Below are 15,920 nucleotides of genomic sequence, written 5' to 3' on the forward strand. Positions count from 1 at the left end.
CGCGCCCGCGCTGGAAGCCGGAAGCTGGAAGCCTGAAGTTGAAAGTGGGACATCCCTGCAATCAGCTTCGGTCTTCCAGCTTTTGGCTTTCTTGCAGGTCGTTTCGGGCCGACTCCCGAGCGTTCTGCCAATTTCCCCAAGGCAACAAAGAGAAGGAAAAACCGTGAATCCGGTAATCAAGAAGTTTCAATTCGGTCAGTCGACCGTAACCCTGGAAACGGGCCGTATCGCTCGCCAGGCCTCCGGCGCAGTGCTGGTCACCGTCGATGACGACGTCACCGTGCTGGTGACCGTGGTCGGTGCCAAGACCGCCGATCCGAGCAAGGGGTTCTTTCCGCTCTCCGTGCATTACCAGGAGAAGACCTATGCAGCCGGCAAGATCCCCGGTGGTTTCTTCAAGCGTGAGGCGCGTCCTTCCGAGAAGGAAACCCTGACCTCGCGTCTGATCGATCGCCCGATCCGTCCGCTGTTCCCGGAAGGTTTCCAGAATGAAGTGCAGGTCATCTGCACCGTTGTTTCCACCAGCAAGAAGACCGATCCGGACATCGCTGCGATGATCGGTACTTCGGCCGCCCTGGCTGTTTCCGGCATTCCGTTCGACGGCCCGATCGGCGCCGCACGCGTGGCTTTCCACCCGGAAACCGGCTACCTGCTGAACCCGAACTACGAGCAGCTCAAGGCTTCCAGCCTGGACATGGTCGTGGCCGGCACCAAGGACGCCGTACTGATGGTCGAGTCGGAAGCCAAAGAGCTGACCGAAGACCAGATGCTGGGCGCCGTGCTGTTCGCCCATGACGAGTTCCAGGCCGTGATCAAGGCGGTCGAAGAACTCGCCGCCGAAGCCGGCAAGCCGCGCTGGGACTGGACTGCTCCGCAGGCCAACACCGCGCTGTTGGACGCCATCCGTGCCGAGTTCGGTGAAGCCATCTCCCAGGCCTACACCATCACCATCAAGCAGGATCGCTATGCGCGCCTGGGCGAGCTGAAGGACCAGGTCGTTGCCAAGTTCTCTGGTGAAGAAGGCCAGCCGTCTGCCGGCGAAGTGAAGGATGCCTTCGGTGAGATCGAGTACCGCACCGTTCGCGAGAACATCGTCAACGGCAAGCCGCGCATCGACGGTCGCGACACCCGCACCGTTCGCGGGCTGAACATCGAAGTCGGCGTGCTCGACAAGACCCACGGTTCGGCTCTGTTCACCCGTGGCGAAACCCAGGCCCTGGTCGTTGCGACCCTCGGTACTGCCCGTGACGCGCAGCTGCTCGACACCCTGGAAGGCGAGAAGAAAGACCCCTTCATGCTGCACTACAACTTCCCGCCGTACTCGGTTGGTGAGTGTGGTCGCATGGGTGCTACCGGTCGCCGCGAAATCGGCCACGGTCGTCTGGCCCGTCGCGGCGTCGCCGCCATGCTGCCGAGCGCCGACGAATTCCCGTACACCATCCGCGTGGTTTCCGAGATCACCGAATCCAACGGTTCCAGCTCCATGGCATCGGTCTGTGGTGCCTCGCTGGCACTGATGGATGCGGGCGTGCCGATGAAGGCGCCGGTGGCCGGTATCGCCATGGGCCTGGTGAAGGAAGGCGAGAAGTTTGCCGTTCTGACCGACATTCTCGGTGACGAGGACCACCTCGGCGACATGGACTTCAAGGTTGCTGGTACCGCCAAGGGCGTAACCGCGCTGCAGATGGACATCAAGATCCAGGGCATCACCGAAGAGATCATGGAAATCGCTCTGGGCCAGGCCTTGGAAGCGCGCCTGAACATCCTCGGCCAGATGAACCAGGTCATTGCCCAGTCGCGCAGCGAGCTGTCGGCCAACGCACCGACCATGCTGGCGATGAAGATCGACCAGGACAAGATCCGCGACGTGATCGGCAAGGGCGGCGCCACCATCCGTGCGATCTGCGAAGAGACCAAAGCCTCGATCGACATCGAAGACGATGGCTCGATCAAGATCTTCGGCGAGACCAAGGACGCCGCCGAGGCAGCCAAGCAGCGCGTGCTGTCGATCACGGCTGAAGCCGAAATCGGCAAGATCTATGTGGGTAAGGTCGAGCGGATCGTCGACTTCGGTGCCTTCGTCAACATTCTGCCGGGCAAGGACGGTCTGGTGCACATCTCGCAGATCAGCGATCAGCGCATCGAGAAGGTGACCGACGTACTGAAGGAAGGTCAGGAAGTGAAGGTGTTGGTGCTGGACGTGGACAACCGCGGTCGTATCAAGCTTTCGATCAAGGACGTCGCGGCCGCCGAAGCTTCCGGCGTCTGATTCGTGCTGTAGTGGATGAAAGGGCCCTTCGGGGCCTTTTCTCGTTTCTGGGGTCACGAGATTGCAAGATGCACGCGCGCACAGCCATGAACTTGCAATGTGCAACTGAGAGAAGGACGTGCCGTTTAATTAACTTATTGATTTTTATGGTAAAAAATATTTTCAAAAGTTGGCATGCAGCTTGCGCCTGTTATTCACGAGTCTGCGGTTCGGAGTCATACCGCAGAAACCACGAGAACAGGAGTGACATCTATGAAGACTATTCAGACACTGACTGCCACCGCCATTGCCGCTGCTCTTAGCCTGCCGTTCGCTGGCGCCGCTCTGGCCGATACCACGCCTGCCATCGACAAGACCGATACCGTCATGCTGGCCGCCAATACTATGGATGATGCCGGTGATGCCGCTTCCGATACCTGGATCACCACCAAGGTGAAATCCACCCTGCTGGCCGAGGATGCGACTCCGGGTATGGATATCGAAGTGGAAACCAAGGACGGCGTCGTTTCGCTGTCCGGTACAGTGGCAACCGAGGCGGAGAAAGAAGCAGCCATCGCCAAGGCACGTGGCATCGAAGGCGTGAAGGACGTCTCCGCTGATGGCCTGAAAGCCGTCGACTGATTCTGTTTTCAGCGCAGATTAAGAAACCCCGCCAAATGGCGGGGTTTTGCATTGGGGCTAGTTTCCTCGCTGGCTCTCGATCTGTCGGAGCCTGTTGCCTTCGAAGCGCAGGAAGTGAAGCATGCCGTGGTTGGGCCCATAGACCCACTCTTCGACCGGCACCTCCTGAGCGTAGCCATAGTCGTCGATAACCTGCTTATAGCCGATCAGCGAACTGCTGGCCGGCTCGCCGCACTTGCTGCGAACCTCTGCCGTGCTGGCATCCAGGCTCACCAGCCGGCTGTTGCAGCGATAGGTCGATGAGGCTTCGGCGAGGAAACTGGCCGAAAGCAGGGCGAGTAGGGCGGCGGACAGGTGACGGACCATTGGTTGGCTCCAGACTCAGTTGGCTCGACGGGTTTCGATGCGTACCAGGCGGTTGCCTTCGAAAGTCAGAATGCTGAGCATTCCGTTACGCGGCCCGTAGACCCATTCTTCCAGCATAAGCTCATGACGGTCATGCCGGCCCAGGCGATAGCCGACGACGTCGCGGTGTTGCGGCGCACCGCATTTGCGCTCGACTTCGAAGGTGCGATCGCCGGTAGTGACCAGCTGATTGCCGCAGCGTAGCGTGTCGGCCGTGGCACTCGCGCTGATCAGCAGGGCGGCGAGCAAGTATCCTTTCTTCATTCTTCGCTTCCCAAATTCAGGGTTGTAGCAATCCGGCCGTCGCTGCCGGCCTCGGTAGTACCGGTATCCAGCAGGTAGATGCGCTCTGGTGTCAGCCCGGCCTGGACGAGATAGCTCTTGATCGAGGCAGCGCGCTCACGACTCAGACGGCGTAGCAAGGCAGGACTCTGTGCCCAGGAATCGATGATCGCTTGGCGAAGGTGCTGGGCTCGGGTTTCACTTTCCAGGTCGCTCCATTCCGCTGGAGGTTGTTGCTTCAGCCGGCTGCGATAGATGCCCTCCAGAAGCGGCGCCTGATCCTGCTCGTCCACGGTAAGCTGCGCGGGATCGGACGGTACCTTGTCGCCTCGGCGCTGCAGGATACGGTACTGAATCTGGCGATACTCGTCCTGTAGACGTTGTTCGGCGAGGAGCGGGCCGTCCGTTGCCGTGGCGCTCATGCCTTCGATCTCAAGACGCAGCCCGGGTCGCTGTTTCAGCCCGGCGGCCAGGGTATCCAGGGTCTGGCGCGCCGCTGGGTCCAGTTCGCTGTTGCCCGGAGCAAAATCGATGTGGCTCAGGTCGCTCTGGTCGCCACCAGCCAGCCCGGCGATGAACTTGAACGGGGCTTTGGCCGCACGCACCATCAGGTTGCGCAACGTTTGCCAGATGATCGGCATGACGCTGAACTGCGGATTGTTCAGGTCGCCCTGCACGGGCAGCTCGATGGAGATCGTGCCGTTGCTGTCCTTCAGTAGTGCGACCGCCAAGCGTACCGGCAGATCCACCGCGTCGGGACTGTCCACCTTTTCGCCGAGTTGCAACTGCTCCAGGACCACCTTGTTGTCGGCGTTCAGCTGGCCGTTCTGGATGCGATAGTGCAGGTCCAGGTTGAGGCGTCCCTTGCGGATCCGATAGCCAGCAAACTTGCCTGCATAAGGCGTCAGGGTGGTCAGCTCGACCTGGCGGAAACTGGTGGCGATATCCAGGCGCTGCAGCGGGTCGAAGGGCGTCAGGCTGCCCTTGATGCTCACGGGTGCGTACTGATCCACCTTGCCGGCAATGTTCACTGAGGCTGGCTTCTGCTCGCGATTGTCCAGCGTGCCAATGTCGCCATTGAGCGACTGGATGGCGGTGACGAAGGGCGGGCGCAGGCTGAAGTCGGCGAAGTTGGCCGATCCGTCGACGATGGCGATGCCGCCGATGCGGATGGCCAATGGTTCCGAGGCCTGCTCCTTGGAAGCCTCTTGCGCGGTCGATTCGCTGCGCTCGACCAGCAGGTCGTTGATGTTGGTGCTCAGATCTGGGTTGATGATGAAGCGGGCGTAGGGTTGGTTCAGATCGATCCGTTCGATTTCCAGGCTCCGTGGGTGCTGGTAATCGAGACCGTTGAGCTGCAGCCGCTGCCATTTGATGAAGTCGCGATTGTTGATGGTATCGAGCGTGTGCAGCTGCGTGGCGTCGACACTACCGCGAACGTTGAACGCCAATGGCTCGATGCCCTGCAGGTTGACCTGCAGTTCGCTGCTGAGCATGCCGCTGCGTAGCTCCAGGCTCACCAGTGGGCTGAGGTAGGCCTGAGCGATGCGCAGGTCTATGTCGCGGGTGGTTACTGCCAGCTCACCGCTGACCGGGCTGAGCTGCAGCTGTCCCTGGGCCTGGAGCGTCCCCTGCTTGCCGACCCCCGTGTCCAGCTTCAGCGAGAAGGGGCGGGTAGCTAGGCTGTCGAAATCGCTGATGTCCAGGTTCAGCGGGCCGAGCTCCAGCTCGACCTCCTCATCCGGGACGCGATCGGTCAGGTGCACCCGGTAATCACGCAGCTGAGCATCGTGCAGCAATACCTGCCATGGTTCGCCAGATTTCCGGGCTTCGCTGTCCGGAGTCTGGTCGTCGGCATTCGACGGGGACGCACTTGTGGCGAACAGCTTCTGCCAGTCCAGCTCGCCATCGGCTTCACGGGCGGCCCAGGTTTCCAGGTTGCGGCTGCGCAGCTTGCCGATACTGACCTGCCGCCTGGCCAGGTCCAGCGTCGTTTCGCTCAGCTCCAGGCGCTCCAGGCGCACCAGCTTGCGCCCGTCCGGGCTGTCGAGGGCCAGCGGCGCCAGGGTGGCCTGGGCGTTATCCAGCGTCAGGGCCAGGCCGTCGCTGAGATCGAGGCGGTAGCCGGTACTCAGGTCGATGTTGCCATCCTGCAGAACCAGTGGCGCTGCGTCGCGCACGTAGGGCCAGAAGGCCTCGAGCGGTAGCTTGCTGATCTGCAGCTGGCCGCGGGAGGCTAGCGGCTGCAAGCTGAGGTCGCCTTGCCAATCGATGCGTCCGCCACTCGCGCCGCTGGCGGTGAGGCGTGCGTCGGCGCTGTCGTCGCTGCGGGTGGCGAGGTTGTGCAGCTCGAGGTCCAGGGAGTCGTAGACCAGCTCGATGGGCTCGCTCGGGCGCCGATCCTCGAAAGCGACGTGGCCGCGTACCAGCCGCAACTGGTCGATGCGCAGCGCGAGCAGGTCGCGTTCGCCGTCGTCGGACGGCTCTGCGGGAGGAATATCGAAGAGGTGACTGAGGTTCAGGGTGCCGTCATTGGCAACACGGACTTCGGTATGCGGTGCCACCAACTCGAGGGTAGCCAGGTGCAGCGTACGTTGCCAGAGGCTCGCCCATTGCAGATCGAGGTAGAGCTGCTCGAAGGCCAGCGGGCGATCATTCTCGTCACCGATGCGCAGGTCGAACAGGGAGAGCTCAAGGCTGAAGGGATTGAACTCGACACGTTGCAGACTGGCCGGCACCGTCGCGTAGGCCGCAAGCTGCTGATTAGCGATGCGCTGGGCAATGCCTGGCAGGATCAGGAAGCCAAGCAGGCTGTAGCAGATCAGCACGAGCGCCAGGCCGCTGAACGCTCGCTTCATTCCATTGGGCATGACCGGAAGTATTCCTGGCGGATGGTTGCCTTGGAGTATGGCATGGGTGCGCGGTTCCCGAATCGGCCCGATATGGGCATTGGGCAGCGCGCCGCAGATTGGCGATGGCGGACGCGGCATGCGCCTCAGCCGCGTGGCGGCAAGCCCATGCGTCGGCGTGCGCGATGCACCGAGGCATTGCGTACTGCCCAGCGTAGCGCTGGTGCGGTACTGCGTACGCCGCTGCGAAGCAGCTGACGGCGCGCGTCGCTCAGCGATATGCCGAACATGGCTGCGGCCCATTCCGGCAGCAACTCAACGCCAGCGTGCAACATTAGCGTGCCGAACGGCCGTAGCAGTGGGCTTGGTGCCGGAGCGGTGCGCAGTATGCGCAGGATCTCCAGGGCGCGTTCGTCGATCCGCAGCTGCGGGCGGAGCCGTTCGAGGTACGCCTCGACTTCGGCGCGCGAGCGTGGAACTTCACTGGCGCCGAGCCGCTCGGCAATCAGTGCGACCTCGGCGTAGTAGCGATCCTGGTCGGCTGCGCAGAGACTGGGGTCGCGGTAGCGCAGGTGCGATTTGAGAAAGCTGCTGACTTCGGCGACATGCACCCAGGTCAGCAGGTCGGGATCGGAGGCGGCGTAGGGTCGACCATCCGGTGCCGTCCCGGCCACGTCCAGGTGGATGCGTCGGACCCGCTCGATCAGGCGTTCGGCATCGGCGTGGCTGCCGAACGTCGTGGCGGCGATGAACTGCCCGGTACGCCGCAGACGGCCGAGCAGGTCCTCGCGAAAGTTCGAATGATCCCAGACGCCCGACAGCGCCAATGGGTGCAGCGCTTGCAATAGCAGTGCAGAGATCCCGCCGACCATCATCGAGGTGAAGTCGCCATGCACGCGCCAGCACACTGACTCAGGCCCGAACAGGCCGGGATCGCCCGGAGGGTTTTCGTAGTCGACACCGCCAATCGCCAGGCCGGTTAGGCTGAGCACGCGGGTTTCGATATGACGGCGGAGGAATTCCATGGCGACAGCGCTGGTGGCTTGGCAAGCGGCGATGGTACCTGAAGAGGCGCAGAGGGCTCGCCAGTTGGCGGGGTAAAAGGAGGGCAAGAAGACCGGACAGCGGCGCGCGCTGTCCGGTCGAGAGGGCTTATCAGCCGCGGTGGCGACCGCGGAAGAAGTCGATCAGACCCTGGGTCGAAGCGTCTTCGGCCGGTGCGGCATCGAAGCGGGTCATCTGATTGTAGACCGCCTTGCCAAGATCCTTGCCGAGCTCGACGCCCCACTGGTCAAAGGAGTTGATACCCCAGATCACGCCCTGGACGAATACCTTGTGCTCGTATAGCGCAATCAGCGCACCGAGGCGGCCGGGGCTGATGGTCTCCATCACCAAGGTGTTGCTCGGTCGATTGCCCGGGATCACCTTGTGCGGCGCCAGGCGCTGAATCTCATCTTCGTTAAGGCCTTTGGCGCGCAGTTCTGCTTCGGCTTCCTCGCGGGTCTTGCCGCGCATCAGCGCCTGGCTCTGCGACAGGCAGTTGGCGTAGAGCCATTCATGGTGATCGGCCACTGGATTGTGGCTGACCACCGGCACGATGAAGTCGGCCGGAATCAGCGGTGTGCCTTGGTGCAGCAGTTGGTGGTAGGCATGCTGGCCATTGCAGCCGACGCCGCCCCAGATCACCGGGCCGGTGCTGTAAGTCACCGGCGTGCCATCCTGGCGCACGCTCTTGCCGTTGGACTCCATGTCCATCTGCTGCAGGTGCTTGACGAAGTTACGCAGGTAATGGTCGTAGGGCAGGAAAGCGTAACTCTGCGCACCCCAGAAGTTGTGGTACCAGATGCCGAGCATCGCCAGCAGCACCGGCATGTTGCTTTCGAAAGGCTCGCTGAGGAAGTGCTGGTCCATGCTGTAGGCACCGGACAGCAGATCCTTGAAGTTGGACATGCCGATGGCCAGGGCGATGGGCAGACCGATCGCCGACCAGAGCGAGTAGCGCCCGCCGACCCAGTCCCACATCGGGAAGATGTTCTTTTCGCGAATGCCGAAGTCGATGGCCGCCTGCTTGTTGCTGGTGACGGCGATGAAGTGGCGGTAGAGCTTCTCTTCGGTGCCGCCCTTGCCTAGATACCAGGTGCGCGCAGCCTGGGCGTTCTTCAGTGTCTCGAGGGTACCGAAGGTCTTGCTGGAAATGATGAACAGCGTGGTCTCGACATTCAGCTTGGCGGTCACTTCGCGGAATTCGCTGCCGTCGATGTTGGCCAGGTAGTGCGTACGCACGCCGTGCTGGGTGAAGGGCAGCAGCGCCTCGGAGACCAGTTGCGGGCCGAGGAACGAGCCGCCGATACCGATGTTCACCACGTCGGTGATGGTCTTGTCGCTGAAGCCGCGCCACAGGTTGTTGTGGATGCGAGTAACGATGTCGGTCATCTGCGCCAGGGCAGTGTGCACGTCACGCATGACGTTCCTGCCGTCGACCATCACCGAGTCGCCCATGGGGCGGCGCAGGGCCGTGTGCAGCACCGGTCGGTTTTCCGAGGCGTTGATGCGTTCGCCTTCGAACATGGCGTGCGCGGCTTGCTCGACCCCGGCCTCGCGGGCCAGGTTGACCAGCAGGGTGCGGGTTTCGGGCGTGATGAGGTTTTTCGAGTAGTCCAGAAACAGGCCGCTGCAGGAAACCGACAGGTCAGCGAAGCGGGTCGGGTCGGCCTTGAATGCTTCGCGCATGCTGAAGTTCTGCATGGCCAGGCGGTGTTCTTCCAGGGCCTTCCAGGACGGCAGGCCGGTGACATCGAGCGGATGCTGGTAGTAGCTCATGGTGATGCGGCTTCCTTTGCTTTGACAGGCCGCTGAACCCCCGTGAATTCGCGCAGCGAGCGCGCATGTTGCCTCGCGGATTCAGTGATGTGTATGACCGTGCTGGCACGCCGGCACTCGTTCCTGAATGCTGCGGATGCTGGCCGAACCCGGCTTTCACCGAGCCGGCGAAGGCACATCCTATGCCATCAGAGACAGCTCAGACAGAGAAAACCCCTGCTGCGTTCCGGGCTTTCGCCTTCTATTCAATTCGCGCCGGCGTGCTGTCTGGGCGCCGATGCTGCACACAACGAAAAAGCCCGAAGTGCAGAACACTTCGGGCTTCCATTCGACGACACCTGAACGGTGACTCAGGCGACCTGTACCGGGATGGCGTTGCTGGTATGGCTCAGCTCGCCGTCGGCACCCATGTACAGCACATGGGGTTTGAAATTGGCCAGCTCGGCCTCGCTGTAGTGCGCATAGGCGCAGATGATCAGGCGATGACCGACACCTGCCTTGTGGGCCGCGGCACCGTTGACCGAAATGATCTTCGAACCTTCCTCGCCGCGGATGGCGTAGGTGGTGAAGCGCTCGCCGTTGTCGACGTTATAGATCTGGATCTGTTCGTATTCGCGGATACCGGCCAGGTCCAGCCACTCGCCATCGATGGCGCAGGAGCCTTCGTAGTCGAGCACCGAGTGAGTTACCTGGGCGCGGTGCAGTTTGGCCTTGAGCATGATGGCGTGCATGGCAGGGTCCTCCGGGTGCGCAAGCGGCGCAGAGTGTGCCCGAAGCCTCGAACGTGATCAAGGCTGCGGACAATTGGCTGGGATCAGGCCGATGTGTGGATGTCCACCAGCAGGTTGTCGATCAGCCGCGTCTTGCCCAGGAAGGCTGCGGCGAGAATGACCAGCTCGGCAGACGCGTCGCTTACCGGCTGCAGGTCGATCGCATTGCGAACTTCCAGATAGTCCGGCCGTAGTCCCGCAGCGCGCAGGCTTTCCAGACCTTCGGCGACGAGTGTCGAGTAGTCGCGTCGGCCGTTCTGGATCGCATCTTTCAGCTGGGTCAGCGTTCGGTACAGCAGCGGTGCCGTGGCACGCTCGTCGGCGCTCAGATAGCCGTTTCGCGAGGACAGCGCCAGGCCATCCACGTCGCGCACGGTGGGCTCGGAGATGATCTGCACAGGCATGTTCAGGTCGCGCACCATGGTGCGGATCACCGCCAGCTGCTGGAAATCCTTCTGGCCGAACACGGCGAGGTCCGGCAGGACCATGTTGAACAGCTTGCTGACCACCGTGGAGACGCCATCGAAATGGCCGGGACGACTGCCGCCGCAGAGGCCTTCGGATACACCGGGTACGCGAACGATGGTCTGGTTGGCCTGGCCGTGGGGGTACATCTCCTCGACGCTGGGCGCGAAGAGCAGGTGGCAGCCGGCGTCGAACAGCTTGTCCTGATCTGCGGCGAGGGTGCGCGGATAGTTGTCCAGGTCTTCGTTGGGGCCGAACTGCAGCGGGTTGACGAAGATGCTCGCGACGACGAAATCGGCACGCTGACCGGCTTTCTTCACCAACGCGATGTGGCCGGCGTGCAGGTTGCCCATGGTTGGCACGAAGCCGATGCGCTTGCCCTCGCCGCGCGCGCGGGCAACCGCGGCGCGCAGGTCGGCGATGGTCTTGACGACGTTCATGCGGAGAACCCGTGTTCGGCTGCAGGGAATTCGGCGGCTTTGACCGCCTTGACATAGCCGGCGATGGCCGAGGGGATGTCGCCATGCTCACGCATGAAGTTTTTCACGAACTTCGGTACGCGGCCACTGAGCGACAGTCCGAGCATATCGTGCAGCACCAGCACCTGGCCGTCGGTGTCGCTGCCGGCGCCGATGCCGATTACCGGAATCTGCACGGCACGGGTGATGCGTGCGGCCAGCTCGCTGGGCACGCATTCGAGCAGCAACATGGCGGCGCCGGAGGCTTCAAGCGACTTGGCATCCTCCAGCATCTGCTGCGCCTGCGCTTCTTCACGGCCCTGTACCTTGTAGCCACCGAACAGGTTGACCGCTTGCGGCGTCAGCCCCATGTGCGCGCACACCGGAATGCCGCGGTCGGCCAGCAGGCGGATCGACTCGGCCAGCCAGGCGGTGCCTTCCAGCTTGATCATGTGGGCTCCGGCCTGCATCAGCACTGCAGAGTTGTTCAGGGTCTGCTCGGTGGTGGCGTTGGCCATGAACGGCAGGTCGGCGACGATCATCGCGCCACGGTTGCCGCGCTTGACGCTGGCGGTGTGGTAGGCCATGTCGGCGACGGTGACCGGCAGGGTGCTGTCGTGACCTTGCAGGACCATGCCGAGTGAATCGCCGATCAGCAGTATCTCGACGCCTGCGTCGCAGGCGGTCTTGGCGAAGGTGGCGTCATAGCAGGTGAGCATGACGATCTTCTCGCCCTTCTGCTTGAGCCCTTGCAGCGTGGTCAGGGTGACGTCTGGCATGAATGCCGTCCTCTTCGAGCCTCGGAGGTCAGGATTGCCATGCGGTGCACCTATAGTGTGCCAAGGCCGCGGATGGCAGAGGGCGCTTATAGTCCCGGCGGCGGCAGCCTAAGTCAATCGCGAGTGTTACCTACGCGTTACGTTCGTTACCGCGGCGGTGATACCTGCATCGGCGAGTCGCTCCAGCCCGCTGAACGGGCAGGCTGCGAGCAGGTCGACGAGCCGTCGCCCATCGGCCAGCACCAGCTCCGGCGGGGCGATCTCGGCCAATGGATAGAGCACGAAAGGGCGGGCCTGCATGTGATAGTGCGGAACCTTGAGTCGCGGCTCGTCGATCAGGCGCTCGCCGAACAGCAGGATATCCAGATCCAGGGTGCGCGGACCCCAGCGTTCGGCCTTGCGCTCGCGGCCCTGGGCCAGCTCGATACGTTGCAGGGCATCGAGCAGGTCCAGAGGCTGGAGGTCGGTATCCAGTGCCGTGACGGCATTGACATAGCGTGGCTGGTCGGCAGGTCCGAGCGGATCGCTGGCATAAAGGGATGAGACCGCGACCAGCCTGGTCTGCGGCAGCTCGGCCAGTGCCTGCAGAGCGCCACGCAGCTGTCGCTGGGGATCGGCCAGGTTGCTGCCCAGGCCGATATAGGCGCGCTCCATCTCAGTCGGCCGAACCGGCAGGAGTGTCGCCCGGGCCGCGCCGCCGGCGACCGCCGCGACGACGCTTCTTGGCGCCGCCGTCATCCTTGCCGCTGAGGCCGCGAATCATGTTGCGGCGCTCGCTGTCACTGGCTTCCTGATAGTCGGTCCACCAGTCGCCGAGGCCGCCGGTTTTCTCCCCGGCGCTTTCGCGCAGCAGCAGGAAGTCGTAGCCGGCACGGAAGCGTGGGTTCTCCAGCAACTGGTCGGCACGTCGCCCCTGCCGGCGTGGCAGACGCTCCTGCATGTCCCAGATCTCGCGCATGGGAATGGTAAAACGCTTCGGAATGGCGGTGCGCTGGCACTGCTCCCAGATGATGTCGTGGGCGGCTTCCTGCATCGCCGGAATCGGCGGCATGCCGCGGTCCTGCAGCTCCAGCACGCGGGCCGGCAGGGCTGGCCAGAGCAGTGCGGCGAAGAGAAACGCCGGTGTTACCGGCTTGCCCTGCTGGATGCGCAGGTCGGTATTGGCCAGCGCATTGCGAATCAGCGTACCGGCGTACCCGGGGTTGCGCTCCAGCGCGGCGGCACTAGCCGGGAACAGCGGGGCGAACAGATCGTATTCGAGTAGCAGTTCGAAGGTGCGCTCGGCCTTGCCGCCGAGGAACAGCTTGAGCACCTCGTCGAACAGGCGTGCCGAGGGAATGCCGTCGAGCAGGTCTGCCAAGTCGACGATGGGCTCGGCGCTGTGGCGCTCGATTTCGAAATCGAGCTTGGCGGCGAAACGCACCGCGCGCAGCATGCGTACCGGGTCTTCCTGGTAGCGCTGCTCGGGGTCACCGATCAGGCGGATCAGGCAATTGCGGATGTCGTGCACGCCACGGGTGTGGTCGAGGATGCGCTCGGTGGTCGGGTCGTAGTACAGCGCATTGATGGTGAAGTCGCGGCGCTGCGCGTCGTCTTCGAGGGTGCCATAGATGTTGTCGCGCAGGATACGGCCGCTCTCGTTACGCGAGGCGAGATGGCTGGCGTCGTCGTCATCCTCTTCCGGATGGTTGGCGCGGAAGGTGGCAACCTCGATGATCTCGCGCCCGAAATGCACATGCACCAGCTTGAAACGCCGACCGATCACGCGTGCGTTGCGGAATTCGGCTCGAACCTGCTCGGGCGTTGCGCTGGTGGCGACGTCGTAATCCTTGGGATTGAGCTGCAGCAACAGATCGCGCACACAGCCACCCACGACATAGGCCTCGTAGCCGGCCTGCTGCAGGCGCTCGACCACGCTCACCGCATGACGGCTGATCTCGTTGCGATGCAGGGAATGCTGCCGGCTGGACAGAATTTCAGGTGTGCGACGGGGATGCGGGATGCGGCGCAGCGGAAGACGAAAAGACTGGAACAGCTTTTTCAGCATGAGGGGCAACTGTGTGGCGGAATGACGGGCCGGCGTCGCGAAAGCCGCGAAACCTGCGCGGATTCTAGCACCGGGACTGCCGGATGGTGAACGAAGCGCAGGGTAGTGTCAAAAAGCTTCGCGTGTAGCGTGACGAGGGTTCTGCCCGGTGCAACGCGGAAGGAAATGTCTGGACGGGGCGTGCGGAAGGAAACCGCGGAGTCAGATAGCACTGAGGGGAGCCGAAGCTCCCCTCTGAATGATGTCGCGTGCTTTATTTATTGTTATTGGTCATGCAGGCGTGCTGTTCTTGTTGTTCGCCTGTTCCGTCCGGCCGTAGCCATCAGGAGCGCTCCTACACTGGGAGCTAATAGCAAACGGATTTCTTTGGTCGCTGACTTTGCCTCGATCTACGATCCAACCAGTTCAGGCGCTGCTTTAGCAGTTTTTGTTGTTCTCGGCCTGGTCGTGGGGTTAGCCCCGTGGCAAGTCCTCTCCAAAAGAATCAGTTAGCTGCGCCTCCGCCTTCTTGTCGTTGTTTTGCTGGAGCCGTTACGTCTTGTTCTTATTGTGGGATCTGCTTGTTATTGTTGTTGTGCCATTAAGTAAGCAGTTGCCGTGCCAGCTTTTTAAAAGCCTTTTATTTCAAGCATTTGCGTATTTTCAGCGGTGCGAGCTGTAAGAAAAAACCGGGGCACCGTTACCGATGCTCCCGGTTTCTGTTACGAGCGATGCGAGGGCGGTAACAGATTACCCGGTGACGCTACCCGACTTGCGGCGGGGAATGCCCAGGCGCTGGCGTCGCTCCCACAGGCATTTGCGACTGATTCCCAGCTTGCGCGCCAGTTCGGTTTCGGTCATGTGATCCTGATGCTCGAGCACGAAATGCTGAAAGTAGTCTTCCAGCGAAAGGTCTTCGGTCGGCTCGTTGCCGCCGACCACGCCACGCATGGCGCCAAGCGGCTCATCGAAGTCATCGTCCAGCTCATCCAGCTCGATATCGATGCCCAGCAGTTCGGCGTCGATCTCCGGGCTCTCGCTGAGGATGGCGGCACGCTCGATGGCATTCTCCAGTTCGCGGACATTGCCCGGCCAGGAATAGTGGCGGATCGCTTGTTCGGCGTCGCGAGAGAAACGCAGTTCATCACTGTTCAAGCGTTCAGCCTGACGGGCGAGGAAGGCCTTGGCGATTTCCAGCACGTCATTGCCACGTTCACGCAGCGGCGGAAGCTTGAGGGCGATGACATGCAGGCGATAGTAGAGGTCTTCACGGAACTGGCCGGTCTTGGCCAGCGTTTTCAGGTCGCGGTGGGTGGCGGCGATCAGGCGCACATCGACTTTCTGCGACTGCACCGAGCCGACGCGGCGGATCTCGCCTTCCTGCAGCACTCTGAGCAGGCGCGCCTGGGCTTCGAGCGGAAGCTCACCGATCTCATCGAGGAACAGCGTGCCCCCATCGGCCGCTTCCACAAGCCCGGCGCGCCCCGCGCTGGCGCCGGTGAAGGCGCCTTTCTCATGGCCGAACAGTTCCGACTCGATCAAGGTTTCCGGAATCGCCGCGCAATTCACCGAGATCATCGGTGCCTTGGCCCGGCGTGAGAGGTTGTGCAGGGCCCGCGCCACCAGTTCTTTGCCGGTCCCGGACTCACCCTGGATAAGGACATTCGAGTCAGTCGGCGCAACCTTGCGGATCTTGCTGAACAGTTCCTGCATCGGCGTGCAATGGCCGATGATACCGATGTCGTCGCGCGAGGCGGCGCCCGGCGCTGCGCCTGCATTGCGAGTAGCTTGGGTTTGTGTGGTGGCGGCCTGCTGATGATCGCTGAGGATACGCGCCACAGTCTGCAGCATCTCGTCGTGATCGAACGGTTTGGCGATGTAATCCACCGCTCCCATCTTCATCGAATCCACCGCCGAGCGCAGGCTGGCGTAGCTGGTCATGATCAGCACCGGTGTGCCTTCGGCGAGCTTGATCAATTCGGTGCCCGGTGCGCCGGGCAGCCTAAGGTCGCTGATGATGAGATCGAAACCCGGGATGCTGTAGCGATCCTGCGCCTCCTGTACCGAGCCGGCTTCGCTGACCTCGTACTGGTTGCGTTCGAGGAGGCGCCGCAGGGCGGAGCGGATGATGGTTTCGTCTTCGACGATCAGAATATGTGACATCAGTACTCTCTCG

The 15,920-nt window shown here is 62.5% G+C and carries 13 protein-coding genes; 2 read left to right on the forward strand and 11 right to left on the reverse strand.

Annotated elements, in window-relative coordinates; translation table 11 throughout:
- Positions 1–163 precede the first annotated feature (163 nt).
- Together pnp and ACX1DW_RS21880 are read left to right on the forward strand one after the other, a co-directional pair.
- The gene (gene pnp / locus ACX1DW_RS21875) at positions 164–2,269 is read left to right on the forward strand and encodes a polyribonucleotide nucleotidyltransferase (RefSeq protein ID WP_102838536.1); all 2,106 of its coding nucleotides are present in this window, start codon (positions 164–166) and stop codon (positions 2,267–2,269) included.
- A 252-nt stretch (positions 2,270–2,521) separates the two neighbouring features.
- Entirely contained in the window at positions 2,522–2,890 is a 369-nt protein-coding gene (locus ACX1DW_RS21880) for a BON domain-containing protein (protein ID WP_102838535.1), read from the forward strand.
- Positions 2,891–2,947: 57 nt separating this feature from the next.
- On the opposite strand, the gene ACX1DW_RS21885 is transcribed toward ACX1DW_RS21880, so the two are convergent.
- The 11 genes from ACX1DW_RS21885 to ACX1DW_RS21935 all read right to left on the reverse strand — a co-directional run bounded on the left by ACX1DW_RS21885 (position 2,948) and on the right by ACX1DW_RS21935 (position 15,907).
- A complete protein-coding gene (locus tag ACX1DW_RS21885) occupies positions 2,948–3,256 on the reverse strand; it encodes a DUF2845 domain-containing protein (protein ID WP_270053943.1) in 309 nt (102 codons plus the stop codon).
- Between the two features lie 15 nt (positions 3,257–3,271).
- Entirely contained in the window at positions 3,272–3,559 is a 288-nt protein-coding gene (locus ACX1DW_RS21890; RefSeq protein WP_063541293.1) for a DUF2845 domain-containing protein, read from the reverse strand.
- Positions 3,556–6,447, reverse strand: coding sequence for a DUF748 domain-containing protein (locus ACX1DW_RS21895; protein ID WP_458992371.1), 2,892 nt, complete (start codon positions 6,445–6,447; stop codon positions 3,556–3,558). Before ACX1DW_RS21895 ends, ACX1DW_RS21890 begins: the two co-directional genes overlap by 4 nt.
- A gap of 125 nt (positions 6,448–6,572) precedes the next feature.
- The gene (locus tag ACX1DW_RS21900) at positions 6,573–7,451 is read right to left on the reverse strand and encodes an oxygenase MpaB family protein (protein ID WP_458992372.1); all 879 of its coding nucleotides are present in this window, start codon (positions 7,449–7,451) and stop codon (positions 6,573–6,575) included.
- 130 nt (positions 7,452–7,581) lie between these two features.
- Positions 7,582–9,246 (reverse strand): glucose-6-phosphate isomerase, encoded by a 1,665-nt coding sequence (gene pgi, locus ACX1DW_RS21905; protein ID WP_458992373.1) that lies wholly within the window; start codon positions 9,244–9,246, stop codon positions 7,582–7,584.
- A gap of 350 nt (positions 9,247–9,596) precedes the next feature.
- Positions 9,597–9,977 (reverse strand): aspartate 1-decarboxylase, encoded by a 381-nt coding sequence (gene panD / locus ACX1DW_RS21910; RefSeq protein WP_014597581.1) that lies wholly within the window; start codon positions 9,975–9,977, stop codon positions 9,597–9,599.
- 83 nt (positions 9,978–10,060) lie between these two features.
- The gene (gene panC / locus ACX1DW_RS21915) at positions 10,061–10,921 is read right to left on the reverse strand and encodes a pantoate--beta-alanine ligase (protein WP_458992374.1); all 861 of its coding nucleotides are present in this window, start codon (positions 10,919–10,921) and stop codon (positions 10,061–10,063) included.
- Positions 10,918–11,718 (reverse strand): 3-methyl-2-oxobutanoate hydroxymethyltransferase, encoded by an 801-nt coding sequence (gene panB / locus ACX1DW_RS21920; protein WP_458992375.1) that lies wholly within the window; start codon positions 11,716–11,718, stop codon positions 10,918–10,920. The genes panC and panB overlap by 4 nt, the downstream gene beginning before the upstream one ends.
- 126 nt (positions 11,719–11,844) lie before the next feature.
- Positions 11,845–12,372, reverse strand: coding sequence for a 2-amino-4-hydroxy-6-hydroxymethyldihydropteridine diphosphokinase (gene folK, locus ACX1DW_RS21925; protein ID WP_458992376.1), 528 nt, complete (start codon positions 12,370–12,372; stop codon positions 11,845–11,847).
- A 1-nt stretch (position 12,373) separates the two neighbouring features.
- The gene (locus ACX1DW_RS21930; protein WP_458992377.1) at positions 12,374–13,765 is read right to left on the reverse strand and encodes a polynucleotide adenylyltransferase PcnB; all 1,392 of its coding nucleotides are present in this window, start codon (positions 13,763–13,765) and stop codon (positions 12,374–12,376) included.
- Between the two features lie 729 nt (positions 13,766–14,494).
- Positions 14,495–15,907, reverse strand: coding sequence for a sigma-54-dependent transcriptional regulator (locus ACX1DW_RS21935; RefSeq protein ID WP_133455731.1), 1,413 nt, complete (start codon positions 15,905–15,907; stop codon positions 14,495–14,497).
- Positions 15,908–15,920: the final 13 nt, after the last annotated feature.

Source organism: Stutzerimonas sp. KH-1 (assembly GCF_054483855.1).